Source organism: Micromonospora noduli (assembly GCF_003264365.1).
Lineage (GTDB): Bacteria > Actinomycetota > Actinomycetes > Mycobacteriales > Micromonosporaceae > Micromonospora > Micromonospora noduli.
Window position 1 is genome coordinate 183,488 of record NZ_PYAK01000002.1, and the last position, 18,266, is coordinate 201,753.

Consider the following 18,266-nt stretch of genomic DNA (forward strand, 5'->3'; position numbering starts at 1 on the left):
CCATGTGCGGATGGGGCCGGAGCGTCGGGTGATCGTCGGTGTCGACGTGGGCACCACTGCCGTGCGGGCTGTCGCGTTCGCGTTGGACGGCACCGCACGACACGTCGCAACGCGGGAGTACCCACTGCTTGAGCCGATGCCCGGCTGGCAGGTACAGGAGCCGGACGTGCTGATGGCGGCCACAGTGGCGGCGATGTCCGCGTGTGTGGCCGGCACCGCCGGGGCGGAGGTGGTCGCCCTCGCGCTGAGCTCCGCCAGGTACGGCCTGATCGGGCTGGACGCGGCCATGACGCCGGTGACGCCGCTGCTGACCCGGCGGGACGCGCGGTCGTCGGAGGCGGCCCGTGAGTTGCGGTTGTCCGGCCAGAGCCGGGAGCTGCACCGGTTGACGGGCACACCCGTGCATTCGATGAACCCGCTCTGCAAGCTCCTGTGGTTCGCCCGCCATGAGCCGTACCTCTGCACGGCGACGCGGTGGTGGATCGGCCTCAAGGACTACGTGGTCCATCGGCTCACCGGGATGTTGGTGACCGAGCTGTCCTCGGCATCCGGCACCGGGATGTTCGATGTGCACCGCCGACTGTGGAGTTCCGCCGTACTCGATCTTGCCGGGGTGTCCGAGAGTCAGCTGCCCCCGGTGCTGCCCACGACTGCGGTGTTGCGGTTGTCGCCGACGGCCGGACGCGCGGTCGGCCTGCCCTCCGGCACACCGGTCGTCGTCGGCGCGGGAGACGGTCCGTTGCGGAGTCTGGGCGCGGCGGCGATCGACCCCAGCGTCGGTGGCCTGACGCTCGGGGCCACCGGGGCCCTGCGGACTGTCGTCGAGGCTCCCCTCACCGACCCGGGCGAGACCTTCGCCTGCGGTGCGCTGACCGACGACGCCTGGGTTGTCGGCGGCGCGGTCAGCAACGGCGGCAACGTCGTACGGTGGGCGGGACGCGTCCTCGGTGACGACAGTGCCGCGCCCGCGCTCCTGGACCTCGCCGAGCGGATCGCACCGGGCAGCGGTGGTCTCGTGATGCTGCCCTACCTGCGGGCCGACGAGGCCCCGCCGCAGGGCTGTGCCCCGCCGGGCGCGTTCCTGGGCCTGCGCAGCGAGCACTCGCGCGGGCACCTGGTCCGGGCCGCCGTGGAGGGCGTCTGCCTGCAACTCGCTGGTGTCCGTGACCGGCTGGCCGAGTTGACGCCGATCGGCAGCGTCCGCCTGACCGGCGGCGCCTTCGCGTCCCCGCTGTGGCGCGAGGTGATGGCGGCGGTGCTGGACTGCCCGGTCCGCGTCGCGGGTGTGGCCGACCACGTCACCCTCGGCGCGGCGACCCTCGGGCTCTTCGCGACCGGGCACACCGCCGATCTCCAGGAGGCGGTCACCCAGCTCGATCCCGCGGTCGCCGCCGGCGAGCCCGTCGCTGTGGACCCGGCTCTCGCCGCGGCCTATCGCGGTCTGCGGACGAGACTGCCCGCGCTCCTCACCGTCGCGGGTCGCCTGGGCGAGATCCTCGACGCCGGCGCCGGCCTCAGTGCTCCGGCTCGTCCTTGACCTGGGCCACCAGCTGGGTCGGGTTGACGTAGCGCAGCGCGACGACGAGGAGGACCAGCATCATCGAGGTGTAGATGACCGCCATGGCGTCGACCGACTGCTGAGCCCTAATACCGGACGCGGACATCGAGTAGTAGAGCGCCACCACCAGGGTCTGCGAGTCGGGCCCCGCAGTCAGGAAGGTGAGCTCGAACATGCCCACGGTGCGGACCAGCACGAGGATCGCGGAGGCGAGGATGCCCGGCACGAGCAGCGGCGTGAGGACCCGGAGGAACACCGTCCGCAGGCCCGCGCCGCACATGCGCGCGGCGCTCTCGATCCTCGGGTCGATCTGCTCGATGAACGGGGTCATGGTCAGGATGACGAAGGGCACCGACGGCACGAGGTTGGCGAGCACCACCCCGGACATGTGCCCGGCCAGGCCGAACTTGTAGAGGACTGTCGCCAGCGGGATGCCGTACGTGATCGGGGGCATCAGAATGGGCAGCAGGAACACCAGGAAGATCAGCCGTTTGCCCGGGAACGAGCGCCGCGCGAGGGCGTAGGCGGCCGGCACGCCGATCACCAGCGAGAGGCCCACGACGAGTACGGAGACCTCCAGTGTCACGACGATGACCTGGAGGAGCGCGAACTCGTCCCAGGCTCGGGCGTACCAGCTGGTGGTGTAGCCGTCCGGGAGCCAGGTGTCGAACCAGCGCTGGCCGAACGAGCTGACCAGCACGGACGCCACGACGCCCAGCAGGTTGAGGAAGAAGAAGATGACGACGCCCCACACGATCCAGGCGGCCGGGCGCGCGGCGATGCGCCGCCGCCGGTCGGTGCTGGTGGCGGGGGGCCGCGCTGGTGGGGCCTGGGTGGTCGTTGCCATCAGCCCTTGCCTCCGCTGGAGCCGGTGTAGAAGCGGCTACGAGCGGCCAGCACCACAGCGATGATGACCAGCTCGACGAAGCCCATGATCATGGCGATCGCCGACGCGTACGGGTAGTCGTACTGCTCGTAGGCCGCCTGGTAGGCGGCGAGGGAGATGACCCGGGTCTCCCCGGCCGGGTTGCCGACCAGAACTGCCGACGGGAACACACTGAACGCCAGGACGAACGTCAGGCAGAAGGTCGTGGCGAGGCCGGGCATCAGCAGCGGCAGGGTGATCCGGGTGAACCGACGACGCCAGTCCGCGCCCAGCGTCGCGGCCGCTCGTTCCAGGGTCGGGTCGATGCCGGACAGGTACGAGAGCACCAGCAGGAACGCGAATGGAAAGCCGGTGATCACCAGGGAGAAGAACACGCCCCAGTAGTTGTGGGTCAGCCGCACCGGCTCGTCGACGAGATGGGTGGCCAGCAGGATCCGGTTGAACCAGCCGGTGGGGCCGAGGAAGTTCAGCAACCCCTGTGCGGTGAGGACCGTGCCGAGTGTGATCGGCACGACCAGCAGCGTGGTGACCAGCCGTTTGCCCCGGAACCGGCCGCGCATCCGGTAGGCGATCGGCACCGCCGCGAGGACGTTCAGGAGCGCGGCGGGCAACGCGATCCGCAGCGTGATCCAGATCGTGCCGCGCTCGTAGGAGTCGGAGAAGAACCGGGCGTAGTCGCTGAACGGCCCGCCAGTGGTCGGCTGGAACGAGAGCGTCAGGCCGTAGAAGAACGGGTAGAGGAACAGGGCGATGACGAAGACCAAGGCCGGGACCAGCAACCAGAGCTGACGATCGACGCCCCGCTCGGCGAGACGGTGCTGCCAGTGCGCCAGCGGCCTCCCGGGCCCGGCGCCGCTCACCGCGTCGCCCCCGGGGCGTCCGCGAGCCGGTCGGGTTGCGTCGACGCGTCGGCGGGATAGACGAGCAGCCGCTGCGGGTCGACGGCGAGCTTGACCTGGTCGCCGGGCGCGATCCGCTGCTCGGTCCGCAGGTGCAGCAGCAGTCCGGTGTCGGTACGGGCCTCGGCCGCCAACTCGCGGCCCTGGTACTCCACCACCTCGACCGTCGCCGACATGGCGTTGCGGGTCTCGCCGGGCCCGTCGACGCGGATGTCCTCGGGGCGTACCGCGACCACCGCCTCCGCCCCTGGCTGGAGGCCCCCCACCACCTCACCGAGCAGGCGATGACCGGACGACTCGACGGTGGCCCGGGCGCCTTCGGACTGCTCCACCCGCCCCCGCCACAGGTTGCGGTAGCCCATGAAGTCGGCGACGTGCCAGTTCGCCGGTCGGGTGTGCAGCTCACGCGGCGAGCCGATCTGCTGCACCCGCCCCTCCCGCAGCACCACCAGTCGGTCGGCCAGGGACAGCGCCTCCTCCTGATCGTGGGTCACGTAGACGGTGGTGAGCCCCAACGACTGGTGCAGCCGGCGGATCTCGGTCCGCATCTCCAGGCGCAGTTTGGCGTCGAGGTTGCTCAACGGCTCGTCCATCAACACCAGGGACGGCTCGAACACGACGGCACGGGCGATGGCGACGCGTTGCTGCTGGCCACCCGAGAGCTGGCCGGGCAGCTTGTCGACGTGGTCCTCCAGTCGCACCAGCCGCACCGCCTCCGCCGTACGCCGGCGCGTCTCCTCCTTGGGCAGCCGCCGCATGCGCAGTCCGAAGGCGATGTTCGCCCGGACCGTCAGGTGCGGAAAGAGGGCGTAGCTCTGGAACACCATGCCGAAGCCGCGCCGCTCCGGTGGGAGCGTGTCGATACGGCGCTCGTCCTGCCAGATGCTCCCCTGCGTCAACGGCAGCAGCCCGGCCAGGCAGTTCAACGCCGTCGACTTGCCGCAGCCGGACGGGCCGAGCAGGGCGATGAACTCCCCCGCCTCGATCGTCAGGTCCAGCTCGGTGAGCGCGGCCTGGCCACCGAACCGGCGGGACACCCCGTCCAGCCGCAGCTGGGTGAAGGCGCTCATCCCTGCTTGACCTTGCCGCCGCCGATCTCGCGGTCCCAGCGGCTGAACGCCGCCACCAGGCTCTTCGCGTCGAGCGGGACCTCGGTCGGGTTTCCGGCGATCAGCGCGTCGTACTCGGGGCGACCGAACTCCCGGATCGCGTCCTGGCTCTTCTGCGGCGCCGACGAGAGCTGGACCTCCTTGATCGCCGGGCCCGGGTAGAAGTAACCCTCGTCGTACGCCTTCGCCTGCTGTTCAGGGGTGAGCATGAACGCCAGCAGGGCCAGCACGGCGGCCTGGGTGTCGGTCGACACGCCCTTGGGCAGGACGGCGTAGTGCGCGTCGGTGACCCAGTGGAAGCCGTCGATCGGGGTGATCCTGGCCTCCTTGGGCACCGTGCCGAGCACCCGCGGGTTGATGTCCCAACCGGTTGTGCTGACGATCAGGTGCGCGGTGCCGTTGGCGAGGTTCTTCATCGTCTCGGTGGTGCCGGACGGGTAGTAGTCGACGTACTGGCCCAACTCCTTGAGGAAGGCCCATGTCTTGTCCCAGCCCGCGGTGGGGTCCTTGGGGTTCGAGTCGCCCAGGATGTAGGGCAGACCCATCAGGAACGTCCGGCCCGGGCCGGAGTTGGCCGGGCGGGCGTACTGGAATTTGCGTGGGTTGGCTCTGGCCCAGGCGAGTAGTGCGTCCGCGCTGGTGGGTGGCGTCGCCAGGCGCGACGGCAGATATTCGAGCAGCGGACCGGACGGGTAGTAGGTGACGGTGACGCCCGCGTTGCCGGCGAGCTTCTGCATCGCGGCGGCCGGCTCCAGGTAGTTGCTCATGCCGCCGAGACGGTCCTGGAAGGTCGGCAACACGTCGATCCAGAGCCCCTGCTCTATCCCGGCGGCCAGGCCGTCGACGCCGGTCAGCACGAGACCGATGTCCACCCGGTCCGCCCCCTGCTGGGCCTTGATCTTCCCGGCCAGCTCGGGCGCCGGCGCCTTCGAATAGGTCACCCGGGAGATCACGTCGGGGTTCTTCGAGACGAACTCGTCGATCATCCCCTGGGTCAGCTGGAGGTTGCCCGCCACGTCGAGGACGTTGAGCGTGACGGCCTTACCGGGCCGCTGTGGCACCTCCCCGGTGCTGTCGCCAGTGTTGTCGCCGGGGGCCTCGGGTGCCCCACACCCGACAGTGCCCACCAGGAGCGACGATGCCGTGACCAGGAGAGCGCCGCGCCGCGAGATACCCATGAGCCGTTCCCTCCGCCAGGTGTCATCACTGCTGATTGAGGCAGCCGGCGCGCCGCGGCGGCAACGGGTTGCCATGTATTGCCTCGCGCGAATGTGATCGGGCTGCTGGATTGTTGCGGGGGCATTGCCGAGTATTCACTGCCGCCATACCATGATCACGGCGCGTAGCCGGGAGGAGCATGCAGATGCCCGACCACATCAGGCCGCCGGGACAGCGAGTCACGATCTACGACGTCGCCCATGAGGCGGACGTCTCACCGTCCACGGTGTCCCGCGCCTTCTCCCGACCGAGTCGCGTCAATTCCGAGACCGCCGAACGGATCCGGCGGGTCGCCGAGCGGTTGGGCTACCGGACCAACCCCCTCGCTCGCGCCCTCACCACATCCCGTACGCAGATGATCGCGCTGGTCATCGCCGACATCACCAACCCGGTGTACGCCGAGATCGTGCGCGGCGCGCAGGAGGTGGCGGCCGAAGGCGAATACACCACAGTGCTGATCGACGCCCAGGAGTCCGACCGGCTGGAACGAGCGGCGGTCGAACGCACCATGTCGACAGTCGACGGCATCGTGCTGGCCAGCAGCCGGATGTCCGACTCGGCCATCCGGATGGTCGCCAAGCAGCGGCCGGTGGTGGTCCTCAACCGCGCTCTCGCCGACGTGCCGTGCGTCGTCACGGACGACCCTCGTGGGGTGCGGCGGGCCGCCGAACACCTCGGCGAGTTGGGGCACGACCACATCACCTACGTCGCGGGGCCGCAGGCGTCCTGGCCCAATGGTGTGCGCTGGCGCTCGCTGCTCGAGGCGGGCATGGAGCTGGAGATCAAGGTCCGCCAGATTGGGCCGTTCAGCCCCACCCTGGCGGGCGGTGAGCGGGCCGCGCAGGAGCTGTGCGCGCGTCCCGCGACGGCGGTCCTGGCCTTCAACGACCAGATGGCCATCGGGATCATCCGCGGTCTCAGCCGGATGGGCGTCAACGTTCCGGGCGACGTCAGCGTCGTGGGCTTCGACAACATCCTCGCCGCCGACATCGTCACGCCCGGGCTCACCACCGTCGCGGCACCGCTCTACGCGGAAGGCTCGGCCGCTACCCGGCACCTGCTCACGATGATCGAGGGGGCGCCCGGGCACACCGGCCGGCCGATGGTCCTGCCGGTACGCCTCGTGGTCCGCGACTCGACGGCCGTGCGCAACCCGAGCCCCGGTCGGGCCCGACCGGCGTGGGTGCGGCAGCGGCCCGTTCCCGGCCCGGCGGCCCACCTGCCGTGAGGGCCGCGCGGCCCCGCGACAAGAAACGACAACTCGTTGCCCGGGTGGAGCCACGCCGGGAAGGATCGACGCCATCCATCCAGCAACGTCGTTGCGCTCGCGGGACGGGCCGAACGGCGTCCCCAGTGAACGAACGAGGAGATGGTGATGAACCGAGCTTCGGTGCCCCGGCTACGGCGAACCCTCATCGTGCTGGGCACGGCACTGGCCACCGTCGCGGCCACCCTCACTGTCGCCACCACCACGCCGGTCGCCGCGGCCCCGTCGCCGGACGACTACAACGGCTCCGACCTGTGGCTGCGGTACGTGCCGGTCGACGACGCGAAGCTGCTGCGTGACTACCGCCGCGCGGCCACGGCGGTCGTGGTCGAGAACGCCGACGCCACGAAGGTCCACCGGCACACGACTGACCTCGCCATGGCCCCCGATTCACGCGAGAAGCTCGTCGAGACCACGCTGGGCGCCGCCCGGGACGAACTGGTCCGCGGTCTGGGCGGGCTGCTCGGCCAACCGACACCCGTGGCGACCGTCGACGGCGGCACGGTCCCCGACGGCGCGGTCGTGGTGGGCACGCCGACGAGTTCGCCGCTGGTGGGCCGCGCCATCGCCACCCGCGACCTGGCCAAAGTGGGCGACGAGGGCTACCTCGTCCGGTCGGTGTCGAAGGGCGGGGCACGCTTCACCGTCATCGCCGGCAACACCGACCTCGGCGCGCTGTACGGCACCTTCGCCTTCCTGCGGCTGCTACAGACCCAGAAACCCATCGACCACCTCCGCGTCGCGGAGTCACCGAAGATCAAGCATCGGTTGCTGAACAACTGGGAGACCGAGCGTCTCTACGCGGGCAACAACGCCTCCGGAATCGGCGGGCTGAACGGGGAGAGCGGGGCGATCTTCAACTTCGCAGCCACCGGCGCCAGCGCCGGTCGGAATCTGCCCGTCATTCTCGACCGCTACCTCGTCATGGCCCGCGCGTTGGCGTCGCTGGGCATCAACGGCATCACCATCAACAACGTCAACGCCGACAACGCGTACCTGACGAGCACCCGCATCGCGCAGGAGGCCGCCCTCGCCGACGCGCTGCGTCCGTACGGCATCAGGCTGGGCCTGTCGATCCGCTACACCGCGCCCACCGACAGCCGGTTCGCGCCGGACACGCTGACCAACAGCCAACTCGATCCGTACGGCGCGGATTTCCGGGGCTGGTGGCACCGCCGGGCCCAGCAGATCCAGGCCGCGATCCCGGACTTCATGGGCCTCACCGTCAAGGCCAACTCCGAGGGCCAGCCGGGGCCACAGGACTTCGGGTACGACCACGGTGACGGCGCCAACGCCATCGCCGCCGCTGTGGCGCCGCTCGGGATGACAGTGCACTGGCGGACGTTCGTCTACAACGCGGAGGTCGACAACGACCGGCTCAAGCGGGCCTACCTGGAGTTCGGGCCGATCGACGACGAGGTCCAGCCGGACGGGAGCCGGGGACGCTTCGCCGACAACGTGTTCCTCCAGACCAAGAACGGGCCACTGGACTTCCAGGCCCGGGAGCCCATCCACCCGATGTTCGGCCGGATGGAGAACACCAACCAGGCCCTGGAACTCCAGATCACCCAGGAGTACACCGGCCAGAACTGGATGCTGGCCTACCTCGGCCCGATGTACGAGGAGATCCTCAAGACCGACACGTACGCGACCGACGCGAACGGGAAGCTGCTCAAGAAGCGCCTGGTCGGCAACATCGTCGACGGGACCGCCCAGCACCACCCGGACACCGCCATCGTGGGTGTCGCCAACCTCGGCAACGCGGACAACCTGACCGGGCACCACTTCGCCCAGGCGAACCTCTTCACCTTCGGACGCCAGGCGTGGGACTGGACGCTCGACTCGGCGGACATCGCGGCCGACTGGACGCGGATGACCTGGAGCAACGACCGGCGCGTCGTCGACACCATCCACGCGATGATGATGGGCTCGTGGGAGTCGCTGGTCAGCTACCAGACGCCGCTGGGCATCGGCCACCAGTTCGCCGAGGGCGTCCACTACCGCCCCGACCCCGCCGACTGGGCGGGCCGCGACGACTGGAGCCCGATCTACTACAACAAGGCCGACAGCGTCGGTCTGGGCTTCGACCGCTCCCCCACCGGCAGCAACCTGGCCGCCCAGTACTTTCCCCGGTTGGAGCAGCGCTACGGGAACATCAACTCGGTCCCGGAGAACCTGCTGATGTGGTTCCACCACGTGCCGTGGGGCCATCGGATGGACAGCGGCCGGACGTTCTGGGACGAGTTGGTCTACCGCTACCAGATGGGCGTGCAGTACGTGACCTGGATGCGGGAGACCTGGGACAGGCTCGAACCTGACATCGACGCACGCCGGTTCGCTGAGGTACGCGCCAAGCTGGCGGTGCACGAGGCGGACGCCGCCGACTGGCGGGACACCTCGGTGAACTACTGGAAGGAGTTCAGCGGGCGGGACATCCCGGTCGACGACGCGCCACTGTCGGCGACGATCGTGGTGAACGGGAAGAGGTTCGGCGGCTTCAACCTGTCGGATACCTCGTACACCATCCCGGTGCCGGCCGGGGCGTCGCCGACCATCACGAAGGTGCGGACGGCCGACCGGAAGGCCCGCTACGAGATCATCTCCCAGGCGGCCGGCGTACCCGGACAGGCGGTCGTCAAGGTCACGACGGAGAGTTTCTTCGGCCCCCTGGTGAAGAACTACGTCTTCAACCTGGTGCCCGACACGACGCTGACGGCCCTGCGCGTCGACGGCAGGCGGCTGGCGTCCTTCGCGCCGACGGTGCTGCGCTACAACGCCCTCACACCGGCCGGCACGACGACAGTGCCGACGGTCACCGCCAGCGCCGCCGACCCCACCGCCACGGTCGCGGTCGAGCAGGCGACCAGCCCCACCGGGCAGGCCCGGGTCACCGTCACCAACGGCGGAGCCTCATCGGTCTACACGGTGGACCTGAACACCACCATCACCGGCAGCGACAAGTTCGACTCGGCTCAGCTCGGCCCGCAGTGGCAGTGGGTCCGGCCGGACGAGAGCAGCCGGCGTCTGGCCGACGGGTCTCTGGTCATCACCGCGCAGCAGGGCGACCTCCAGGGCAACGCCAACACCGCGAGGAACCTGGCCCTCCAGGACGTCGACGGCGACTGGACGGCCGAGTCCCGGATCGTCTTCTCCCGCCCACTCGCCACCAACAACGAGCAGGGCGGTGTGCTCGGGTACGCGGACGACAACAACTACGTGAAGCTCGCCTGGGAGATGGGCAACGCGACCGCCGCCGTCAACAAGACCCGGATCGTCTTCCTGCGCGAACAGAACGGCACGGCGTCCACCCTGGAGATCACCGGAGCCGATGCCCAGCGCATCGTCGGGGCCGACGGCGCCATCTGGCTGCGACTGACCAAGATCGGGGACAGCTACCGCGCCTACTACTCTACCGACGGGAGCGTCTACCGCTACATCGGCTCCACGACGCTCAACGTCGAGGCGACGAAGGCCGGGCTGCTGGCCTTCAACCGGGCCGGCACCTCCACCGACCTCGACGTCGCCTTCGACTACTTCCGGATCGAGAGCCGCGGCGAGCGCATCCCCTAGACGAGTAGGTCCTAACTCAAGACGGGGCTGGGGTCGCGGCAGCATGAAGTGGGCTGGCGGGCATGATCACCGAGGGACAGCGTCTCGGTCCACCGGGATCACTGCTCCGCCGCCTGGCCGACCACCTGGTCACCAAGAGGGCTGCGCCGGTACAGCACGTGCCGTCCGTCGCGGGCGCGAGTGATCAGGCCTGTCGCGTGGAGGACCTTCAGGTGTTGTGACACGGCGCTGGGTGTGACGGTGAGCCGGCGGGCGATCTCCACGGTCGGTAGCGGTTCGGCAAGGAGGTGGAGCAGCCGCGCTCTGGGCGCGCCGAGGAGCGATGTGACGGCGGCCGCGTCGGCGGTCGGTGTCGGCGCCCAGAGCGTTGCTACTCCACGGCAGGGGTATGCCAGCACTGGCGGTTCCTGCGGGCTGACTGGCGGGGCGGGCTTGTAGGAGAACACGGACGGCACCAGCAGAAGTCCTCGGCCGGCTGCCGCGACATGGTGCCTGCCGATCATCTTGTCGATGTGCAGGACGCCGTCCTGCCAGCGCAGATTCGGGTGCATGTCGGCGAAGAGCAGGCGCGCGCCTCCGACGGCCAGTTGTCGGGCGCGGTAGGTCATGTCTGCTTCCAGGACGAGTCGCATCTGCGGCCAGGTCGGCTTGATCGCGATCTCCCAGTAACGCTGGAGGTGGTCGCAGATGGCATCGCGGAGTGCGAGGACAGGAGCATCGTCGTCCGCGGTGATCTCCTGCAAGATGTCCGGAAGCCGGCCACGTACGTACACGGCCAACACGTCGCGGCGAACGACATCCGGAGGCGTCCGGCGTACTGCGGCCAACTCTTCTTCGAAGGTCTCGGCGAACTCCGTCGGCCGGGGCGTCAGGAAATCCGCAACGGCGCGGTCCGGCCCGACCAGGGACATCAGCAGGTCGGCACCGGGCGCATCGAGTCTGCCGAGAACCGACCTGCGCCACGGCAGGTGCAGCGCGTACAAGCCGGGCTCGCGCAATACCCGCAGGCTGAGCACGGTCTGGTAGATCGGTGAGATCGCGAAGCGGGTGTCCGCGAGGTCCTCGACGCTGAGCATGAAGCTGATCATTAAGCTGCAGGCTACATCGCTTGGCGTCGCCGCCGCCGTGCCGTGGACTATCCGGCATGACACAGATCAACATGACAGACCAGGCCATTCGGCGTACGGCGATCGTCACGGGCGCGGCACGGGGCATCGGCGCCGGGGTGGCCAGGCGTTTGGCGCGCGATGGCCTCGCGGTCGCCGTGGTCGACCTGGTCGAGGAAGACTGCGCCGGCACCGTGACTGCCATCACCCGCGACGGCGGAACAGCGGCGGCGTTCGCCGCCGACGTCAACGACGAGTCGGCCGTGACCGCCGCTGTCACTCGGATCGCGGCCGACTTGGGATCACCGACGGTGCTGATCAACAACGCCGGCATCGGCGGCCCCAACGCCGGCGTCGAGGAGACGAGCACCCAGCAGTGGGACGCGGTCACCGGGGTCAGCCTGCGCGGAGCGTTCTTCCTCACCCGGGCCGTGACCCCCTACATGATGGCGGCCGGCTGGGGACGGATCGTCAACATGTCGAGCATTTCCGCGCTCGGCGATTCCGGCCGCGTTGACTACGCCGCCGCGAAGGCCGGTCTGATCGGCTTCACCAAATCGCTCGCGCTGCGGCTCGGGCAGCACGGCGTGACGGCAAACGCCATCGGGCCAGGCTTCGTGGTCAGTGACATGACCAGGGTCGGGGCCCAGCGGCGGGGCCGCACCTTCGAGGAGCACCAGCGGATCGTGGCGCAGACCATCCCGGTGCGCCGGGTCGGCGAGCCCGAGGACATCGCGCACACCGCGTCGTACCTGGTCAGCCCCGAAGCCGGCTTCGTCTCCGGCCAGGTCATCTACGTCGCAGGCGGGCCGGTGGACTGACGTGACCGACGCTTTCGCACAGGCGGTTCGCACATGAGTCGCAGGCTGCTGGTGCTCCTCGCCCTCACCTGCGGGGTCGCCGTCGGAAACATCTACTTCCCCCAGACGATCAGCCCGCTGGTCGCCGCCAGCCTGCACGTCAGCGCTGACTCGGCCGCCCTGGTGGTGACCGCGGTGCAGTTCGGCTATGCCGCCGGGATCTTCCTGTTGGTGCCGCTCGGCGACCGGCTCCCGCACCGCCCGCTGATCGTCACCCTGCTCGGCCTCACCGGGCTGGGGCTGCTCGCCGCGAGCGCCGCACCCGCGCTGCCGCCGTTCGTCGGCGCGAGCGCCCTCGTCGGGGTCACGACGGTTGTCGCGCCGATCATCGGCCCCATGGCAGCCGGACTCGTTCCCGACGACCAGCGCGGCGTGGTCAGCGGCACCCTGCTGAGCGGCTCCATCGCTGGCATGCTGCTGTCCCGCACCGTCGCGGGCACCATCGGCGACTGGTTCGGATGGCGGGCCCCCTACCTGACGGCGGCGGCGTCCGTGCTGTTCATCGCCGTGGTCATGGCCCGCGTACTGCCGACAACACGACCGCCGTCCGGACACCGATACCCAGCGCTGCTGGCCGAGTCGCTGCGACTGCTGCGCACCGAGGCCGACCTGCGCCGCTCCTGCTTCTACCAGGCGACGGTTTTCGCCGGTTTCTCCGCGGTCTGGACCGCCGTCGCGCTGCTGCTCACCGGTCCCACATACGACTTGGGCGCACCGGCGGTCGGAACGCTCGCACTTGTCAACGCGGCGACAATGCTGTGCACCCCGGTCGCCGGACGGCAGGTGGACCGTAGGGGCAGCGACGCGGTGAATCTGGCCTGCCTGCTCGGGGTCATCGCCTCGGCCGTCGTCCTCGCGTTCGCCAGTCTCGGCGGGGCGGGAGGCCTCGCGGCACTGGCGCTCGGCACGTTGCTGCTCGACGTCGGGATGCAGTCCGGCATGGTCGCCAACCAGGTACGCGTCTACGCCCTGCGGCCCGAAGCCCGGAGCAGACTCAACACCGCCTACATGACCTGCGCCTACCTCGGCGGCAGCCTCGGCTCCTGGCTCGGAGCGCGCGCCTACGCCCATTTCGGGTGGCTGGGCGTATGCGCGGTCCTGGCGCTCCTCGCCGTGATCGCTCTTGCCCGCCACCTGACGTCAAGCCCGACCACCGGCCACCCTCGAACCACAGTCGCCGCCCGGAACACCGGGACCTCCGAGATCATCGCGGCACGGCCCACCTCGTTGGGCGAGAAGCCGCGACCGGGCCCGTCCCTGGTGGGGACGGGCCCGGTCGTGCTCCCCCGAGCAGGATTCGTTGCTGTCAGCCCCCGATCGCGATGGCGAAGATGTGCATGGTCGGCACGTTCGTGGCGGGCCGGGCGCTGATGTTGGGCAGCACGACCGAGGCCACCGCCTTGCTCTGCAACGCGACGCCCACGTAGTAGATGCAGGCGGCGGTGGCTTGGCGCTGGTTGTTGGGCCGGTTCTGGTACGCGGACACGATGGCCGCGGTGCCCCCGGAGTGCGGCCCGCCGTACCAGTCGGGCGTGCTCAACGTGAACGTCTGGCGGGTGCCGTCGGCGTAGACCACAGTCCCGGTCCCCGACACCGCGCCGTAGGTGCCGGTCAGCAGGAAACCGAGCGTGCTGCCGGTGCCGGTCACGCCGATGGTCTGGCCCGAGGCGATGGCGTTGTCGGCGGCCCCGGAGCTGACGTTGGGCCAGCGGAAGTTGACCCCGTTGCGGCTCACCGTGCCGCCCGGGCTGGCACCGGCCTGCGCCAGCGCCTGCGCGGAGAGCGAGGCCCCGCCGCCGTCGAAGTTCCCGACGTTGGTGTTGCTGTCGCTGGTGATGCCGACGTTGCTGAAGCTCTGCTCCAGCGTCGGCGTGGTGGCACCGGAACTGGTGACCCGGTAGGTGCGTCCGGCCTGCACTGTGACGTCGATCAGGTCGGACTCGATCCGGGTGGTCCGGGCCGCCGTACCATCGGCGGTGTCGACCACCGTGACGGTGCCGGTCAGGATCCGGGAGCGCAGGCGGACGGTGCCGGCCCGGTCCGGTCGGATGAGGATCTCGGTGGCCAGACCGCTCGCCCAGGTGATGCCGACCGTGTGCCCACCCCGACCGCGCAGGCCGGTCACCCGCCCGCTCGGCCAGGCCGGCGGCAGCGCGGGCAGGACGTGCAGCTCGCCGGTGTGGCTCTGCAACAGCATCTCGGCGATGCCGGCGGTGGCGCCGAAGTTGCCGTCGATCTGGAACGGCGGGTGCAGGTCGAACATGTTGGGCGCGAGCCGCGCGGTGGTGGCGAGGTAGCGGATCAGGTCGTGGGCCCGCTTGCCCTCCTCCATCCGAGCCCAGAAGTTGATTTTCCAGGCCAACGACCAGCCTGTGCCGTCGTCGCCACGCAGCGCCAGGGTCCGCCGGGCCGCCTCGAACAGCTGCGGCGTGCCGCGCTTGGTGATCTGGTTGCTGGGGGCCAGCCCGTACAGGTGCGAGATGTGCCGGTGGTTGGGTTCGGTCTCCACCCAGTCGTAGAGCCACTCCATGATGTTGCCGCGCGAGCCGATCTTCATGGGTGGGAGCCGGTCCCGGGTGGCGCGAACCTGCGCCCGGAAGGTGCTGTCCACGTTGAGGATCTCGCTGGCCCGGGCGCACGCGTCGAACAGGTCCCGCAGGATCTGGTTGTCCATGGTGGGGCCGGCGCACACGCTGGCGTTCGCGTGGTGGCTCAGCTCCGGCGAGTTCGACGGGTTGGTCACCAGGTAGCCGAGGGTCGGCTCGGTCACCAGGGTGTTGAGGAAGAACTGCGCCGCGCCCTTCATGGCCGGGTAGTTCGTCCGCAGGAACTCGATGTCGCCGTTGAACAGGTAGTGGTCCCAGATCAACGTGGACAGCCAGGCGCCGCCGGTCTGCCACATGCCCCAGAACGCGCCGTCCACCACAGCGGTGGCCCGCCACGCGTCGGTGTTGTGGTGGGTGACCCAGCCACTGGCGGCGCCGTACTGCACCTGGGCGGTGCGCGCTCCGGCGACGGCGAGGTCTCTGACCATGTCGAAGACCGGGTTGTGGCACTCGGCCAGGTTGGTGGTGTTGGCCGGCCAGTAGTTCATCGGCAGGTTGGCGTTGATCGTGTATTTCGAGTCCCACGCCGGGGCCAGCGAGTCGTTCCAGATGCCCTGGAGGTTGGCCGGCTGGGTGCCGGGCCGCGACGACGAGATCAGCAGGTAGCGGCCGTACTGGAACAGCAGCGTGGAGAACTGCGGGTCGTTGACGCTGTTGTGCTGGGCGATCCGGACATCCGTCGTCTGGTCGGCCGCGGACGTGCGGCCCAGATCGAGAGTGACCCGGCCGAACAGCGCCTGGTAGTCGGCCACGTGCCGGCTGCGCAGCTGGTCGTAGCTGCTGGCCCGCGCGGCGGTGAGGCGCTGCCGGGCGATGCCCTGGTAGTCGCCGCCGACGTTGCGGTAGTTGACGTAGCTGGAGCCGATGGAGATCAACAGGGTCACGCTGTTGGCGTTGGTCACCCGCAGGGTGCCGCCGGAGCTGGACACGCTGCCGCCGCTGACTGTCGCGTTGGCCAGGGCCAGGAAGCGGACCGCGCCGGTGACGCCCTCCATGTTTCCGGAGACGCCGTCGAGGCCGATCGTGGTGCCGTCCGGGCTGGACACCGTGGTGCGCTGCGGGCTGTCGAAGGTGGCGGTGAAGCTGATCGAGCCGGTCCGGTCGGCGGTCAGTCGCATCGCGATGACCTGGTCGGGCGCGCTGGCGAACACCTCCCGCTGGTGACGAACGCCGTTCAGCACGTACGACGTCGTCACGGTGGCGGTGGTGAGGTCGAGCGTCCGGTCGTACTGTGACGCTCCGCTGGCGGAACCGAAGGCGAGCCGCAGGTTGCCGACGGTCTGGTAGGCGAGCTGGCCGCCGGGGTTGCCCATCATGGTCTGGTTGATCAGATCCTGGGCCTGGGTCCACTGGTTCGCGTTGACCAGCCGCCGGATCTCCGCGAGTGCTCCCGCGCCTCTGGGGTTGCTGGGGTCGTGCGGCCCACCGGCCCAGACGGTGTCCTCATTGAGCTGAAGTCGCTCCGTGTCGACGTTGCCGAAGACCATGGCGCCGAGCCGGCCGTTGCCGATCGGCAGCGCCCGCAGCCAGTCGGTCCCGGCCCCCTCGTCGTACCAGAGGGCGAGGTCCCCGGCGGCCAACACCTGCGGCGGCGCGACCGAGTCCGCTCGTGCCACGGCGGTCCAGGGCACCGGCAGGAGAGCACCACCCGCGCTGGCTGCGCCGATCTTGAGGGCCTGCCGTCGGGTCAGGTCTGACATCGATCCTCCAAACGGTGACCAGTCCGGCCACCCCGAAGCGTGACAACTATGGGACTCGACATGGGGATCCGCTTGGTGGGGCCAACCGGGCCCTGCCTGAGCAGGCCGACGCCGGGCCTTGGCGAGCCAGACATCTGATGTGTTTCGGGAAGGTTACTCCGGGGCCACAGAATAGGCAACGGTCGATCGATGCGCGGACGTGGCGCCGCTCTGGCCGGTCAGCAACATGGACGAGCAGATGAGCAGCGGCGTAGCGACAAGGCACAGCACTGCGATCCGCCAGAATCACGCCGACGATCACCCACTCCGATGGGCATACATCAGATGTACGCAGGCAGGCAGCCAAGCCAGCCGCGCACCAGCTCCGAAGTGCGCCCCGAAGCGGCTCAGGACTGCGGCTCCCGTACGCAATCGGGTTGTTCTCTGCCGACGCACGGGTGACCATGGGCGGCATGGCGGGAGCTCGGGGGTGAGATCACCTCTGCAAGGTGGACTGCCGCCGGGCGGCGCGGTGGTGGTCGGAGCCGTCGTGGAGATCGCCTGCGACGAGTCAGGGTTCTCGGGTACGAACCTGCTGCACTCGACCGCCCCGGTGATCACGCACGCGAGCGTCGACCTGGCCGTCGACGAGGCGGTCGCGCTCATCACCGCCCTGCGGTCCGGGTTCCGGTTCGCACCGCAGGAGCTCAAATCCGGCCGGTTTCTGCGCGGCTCGGGTGCGCAGGAGGCACTGGAGTGGTTCCTGGCGGCACTCGCCGGCCGCGCGCACGTCCACCTCATCGACAAGGAGTTCTTCCTCGTCACCCGGATCGTGGACTTCCTGCTGACCGAGCCGTCGTACGCGGCGGGCACCCGCCTGGCTCGCGAGCACCATCCGGCGGCTCTCGCCCTGCACGAGGCCGGACGTTCGGCGGGAGGCGAATGGGGCGCCTTCCTGTCGGCGTTCGTCGATCTGGTCCGGATGAAGCGGCGACTTCCGGTCGACCAGACCGTGCAGCGGTTCTTCCAGGCCCGCGACGCGCTGCGGCGACACGGCCTCGGCACGGTGGCCGACGCCGTCCTCGACGGGCTCAGCCCGAGTTACGTGCGGGCCGTGGTGGCCAGGCTCGACGTCGACGACCGCACGGTCCCTCCCCCGCTGGAACCGCTGCTGCCGGCGCTGGCGGAGACGGTTCTGTCCTGGAGCGGCGGCCGGCGGCAGGTGCTGGTGACCCACGACGAGCAGAGCGCCCTGACGGCCGACCGGCTGACCCGCCTCCAGCGGGTGTTGGCCGACGGCGACGCGTCGACGGCCGGCGTCAACCGGGCTGGAGCACTGCCGAACGGCGTGTCACCCCTGGCGGGGCTGGTGGTCGTCGACTCCCGTGACGATCCACGCGTGCAGGTAGCGGATCTCCTCGCCGGAGTGGCCCGGCGGATGCCGGGCATCATCGACGACGCGCTCCGTCAGCCACCGGCCGCTCCCCCCGGGTGACGGGCAGCGGCCG

12 protein-coding genes are annotated in these 18,266 nt (G+C 69.9%); 6 read left to right on the forward strand and 6 right to left on the reverse strand.

Translation table 11 applies throughout. The features are described 5' to 3' along the window. Nucleotides 1-10 precede the first annotated feature (10 nt). A complete protein-coding gene (locus tag GUI43_RS02330; protein ID WP_112584434.1) occupies nt 11-1,537 on the forward strand; it encodes a gluconokinase in 1,527 nt (508 codons plus the stop codon). On the opposite strand, the gene GUI43_RS02335 is transcribed toward GUI43_RS02330, so the two are convergent. The 4 genes from GUI43_RS02335 to GUI43_RS02350 are packed head-to-tail and all read right to left on the reverse strand — an operon-like array spanning nt 1,515 to nt 5,630. After that, complete coding sequence (locus GUI43_RS02335) at nt 1,515-2,405, reverse strand: ABC transporter permease (protein WP_091406994.1); 891 nt, start codon at nt 2,403-2,405, stop codon at nt 1,515-1,517. The genes GUI43_RS02330 and GUI43_RS02335 overlap by 23 nt on opposite strands. After that, a complete protein-coding gene (locus tag GUI43_RS02340; protein WP_112602615.1) occupies nt 2,405-3,304 on the reverse strand; it encodes an ABC transporter permease in 900 nt (299 codons plus the stop codon). The genes GUI43_RS02335 and GUI43_RS02340 overlap by 1 nt, the downstream gene beginning before the upstream one ends. Next, the gene (locus tag GUI43_RS02345) at nt 3,301-4,413 is read right to left on the reverse strand and encodes an ABC transporter ATP-binding protein (RefSeq protein WP_112602616.1); all 1,113 of its coding nucleotides are present in this window, start codon (nt 4,411-4,413) and stop codon (nt 3,301-3,303) included. Before GUI43_RS02345 ends, GUI43_RS02340 begins: the two co-directional genes overlap by 4 nt. After that, nucleotides 4,410-5,630: an ABC transporter substrate-binding protein gene (locus GUI43_RS02350; protein ID WP_112584430.1), complete on the reverse strand. Its 1,221-nt coding sequence runs from the start codon at nt 5,628-5,630 to the stop codon at nt 4,410-4,412. The genes GUI43_RS02345 and GUI43_RS02350 overlap by 4 nt, the downstream gene beginning before the upstream one ends. A gap of 185 nt (nt 5,631-5,815) precedes the next feature. Between GUI43_RS02350 and GUI43_RS02355 the strand changes: the two genes are divergently transcribed. Both GUI43_RS02355 and GUI43_RS02360 read left to right on the forward strand, forming a co-directional pair. Next, nucleotides 5,816-6,898, forward strand: a complete 1,083-nt coding sequence (locus GUI43_RS02355; protein ID WP_112697937.1) for a LacI family DNA-binding transcriptional regulator — start codon at nt 5,816-5,818, stop codon at nt 6,896-6,898. 147 nt (nt 6,899-7,045) lie between these two features. Beyond that, nucleotides 7,046-10,507, forward strand: a complete 3,462-nt coding sequence (locus tag GUI43_RS02360; protein ID WP_112697938.1) for an alpha-glucuronidase family glycosyl hydrolase — start codon at nt 7,046-7,048, stop codon at nt 10,505-10,507. Between the two features lie 98 nt (nt 10,508-10,605). On the opposite strand, the gene GUI43_RS02365 is transcribed toward GUI43_RS02360, so the two are convergent. Next, nucleotides 10,606-11,595 carry an ArsR/SmtB family transcription factor gene (locus GUI43_RS02365; protein WP_112584429.1) on the reverse strand — a complete coding sequence of 330 codons (990 nt, stop codon included), beginning with the start codon at nt 11,593-11,595 and terminating at the stop codon, nt 10,606-10,608. A 56-nt stretch (nt 11,596-11,651) separates the two neighbouring features. Here GUI43_RS02365 and GUI43_RS02370 point away from each other — a divergent pair, with 56 nt between their 5' ends. Next, complete coding sequence (locus GUI43_RS02370; protein ID WP_112697842.1) at nt 11,652-12,434, forward strand: SDR family NAD(P)-dependent oxidoreductase; 783 nt, start codon at nt 11,652-11,654, stop codon at nt 12,432-12,434. A 33-nt stretch (nt 12,435-12,467) separates the two neighbouring features. After that, complete coding sequence (locus tag GUI43_RS02375) at nt 12,468-13,844, forward strand: MFS transporter (protein WP_244220509.1); 1,377 nt, start codon at nt 12,468-12,470, stop codon at nt 13,842-13,844. Here the strand turns inward: GUI43_RS02375 and GUI43_RS02380 are convergent. Continuing rightward, nucleotides 13,780-16,779 (reverse strand): glycoside hydrolase family 95 protein, encoded by a 3,000-nt coding sequence (locus GUI43_RS02380; protein ID WP_112697844.1) that lies wholly within the window; start codon nt 16,777-16,779, stop codon nt 13,780-13,782. The genes GUI43_RS02375 and GUI43_RS02380 overlap by 65 nt on opposite strands. A gap of 469 nt (nt 16,780-17,248) precedes the next feature. Between GUI43_RS02380 and GUI43_RS02385 the strand changes: the two genes are divergently transcribed. Beyond that, nucleotides 17,249-18,253: a hypothetical protein gene (locus GUI43_RS02385; RefSeq protein WP_112697846.1), complete on the forward strand. Its 1,005-nt coding sequence runs from the start codon at nt 17,249-17,251 to the stop codon at nt 18,251-18,253. The last annotated feature ends 13 nt before the right edge of the window (nt 18,254-18,266 follow it).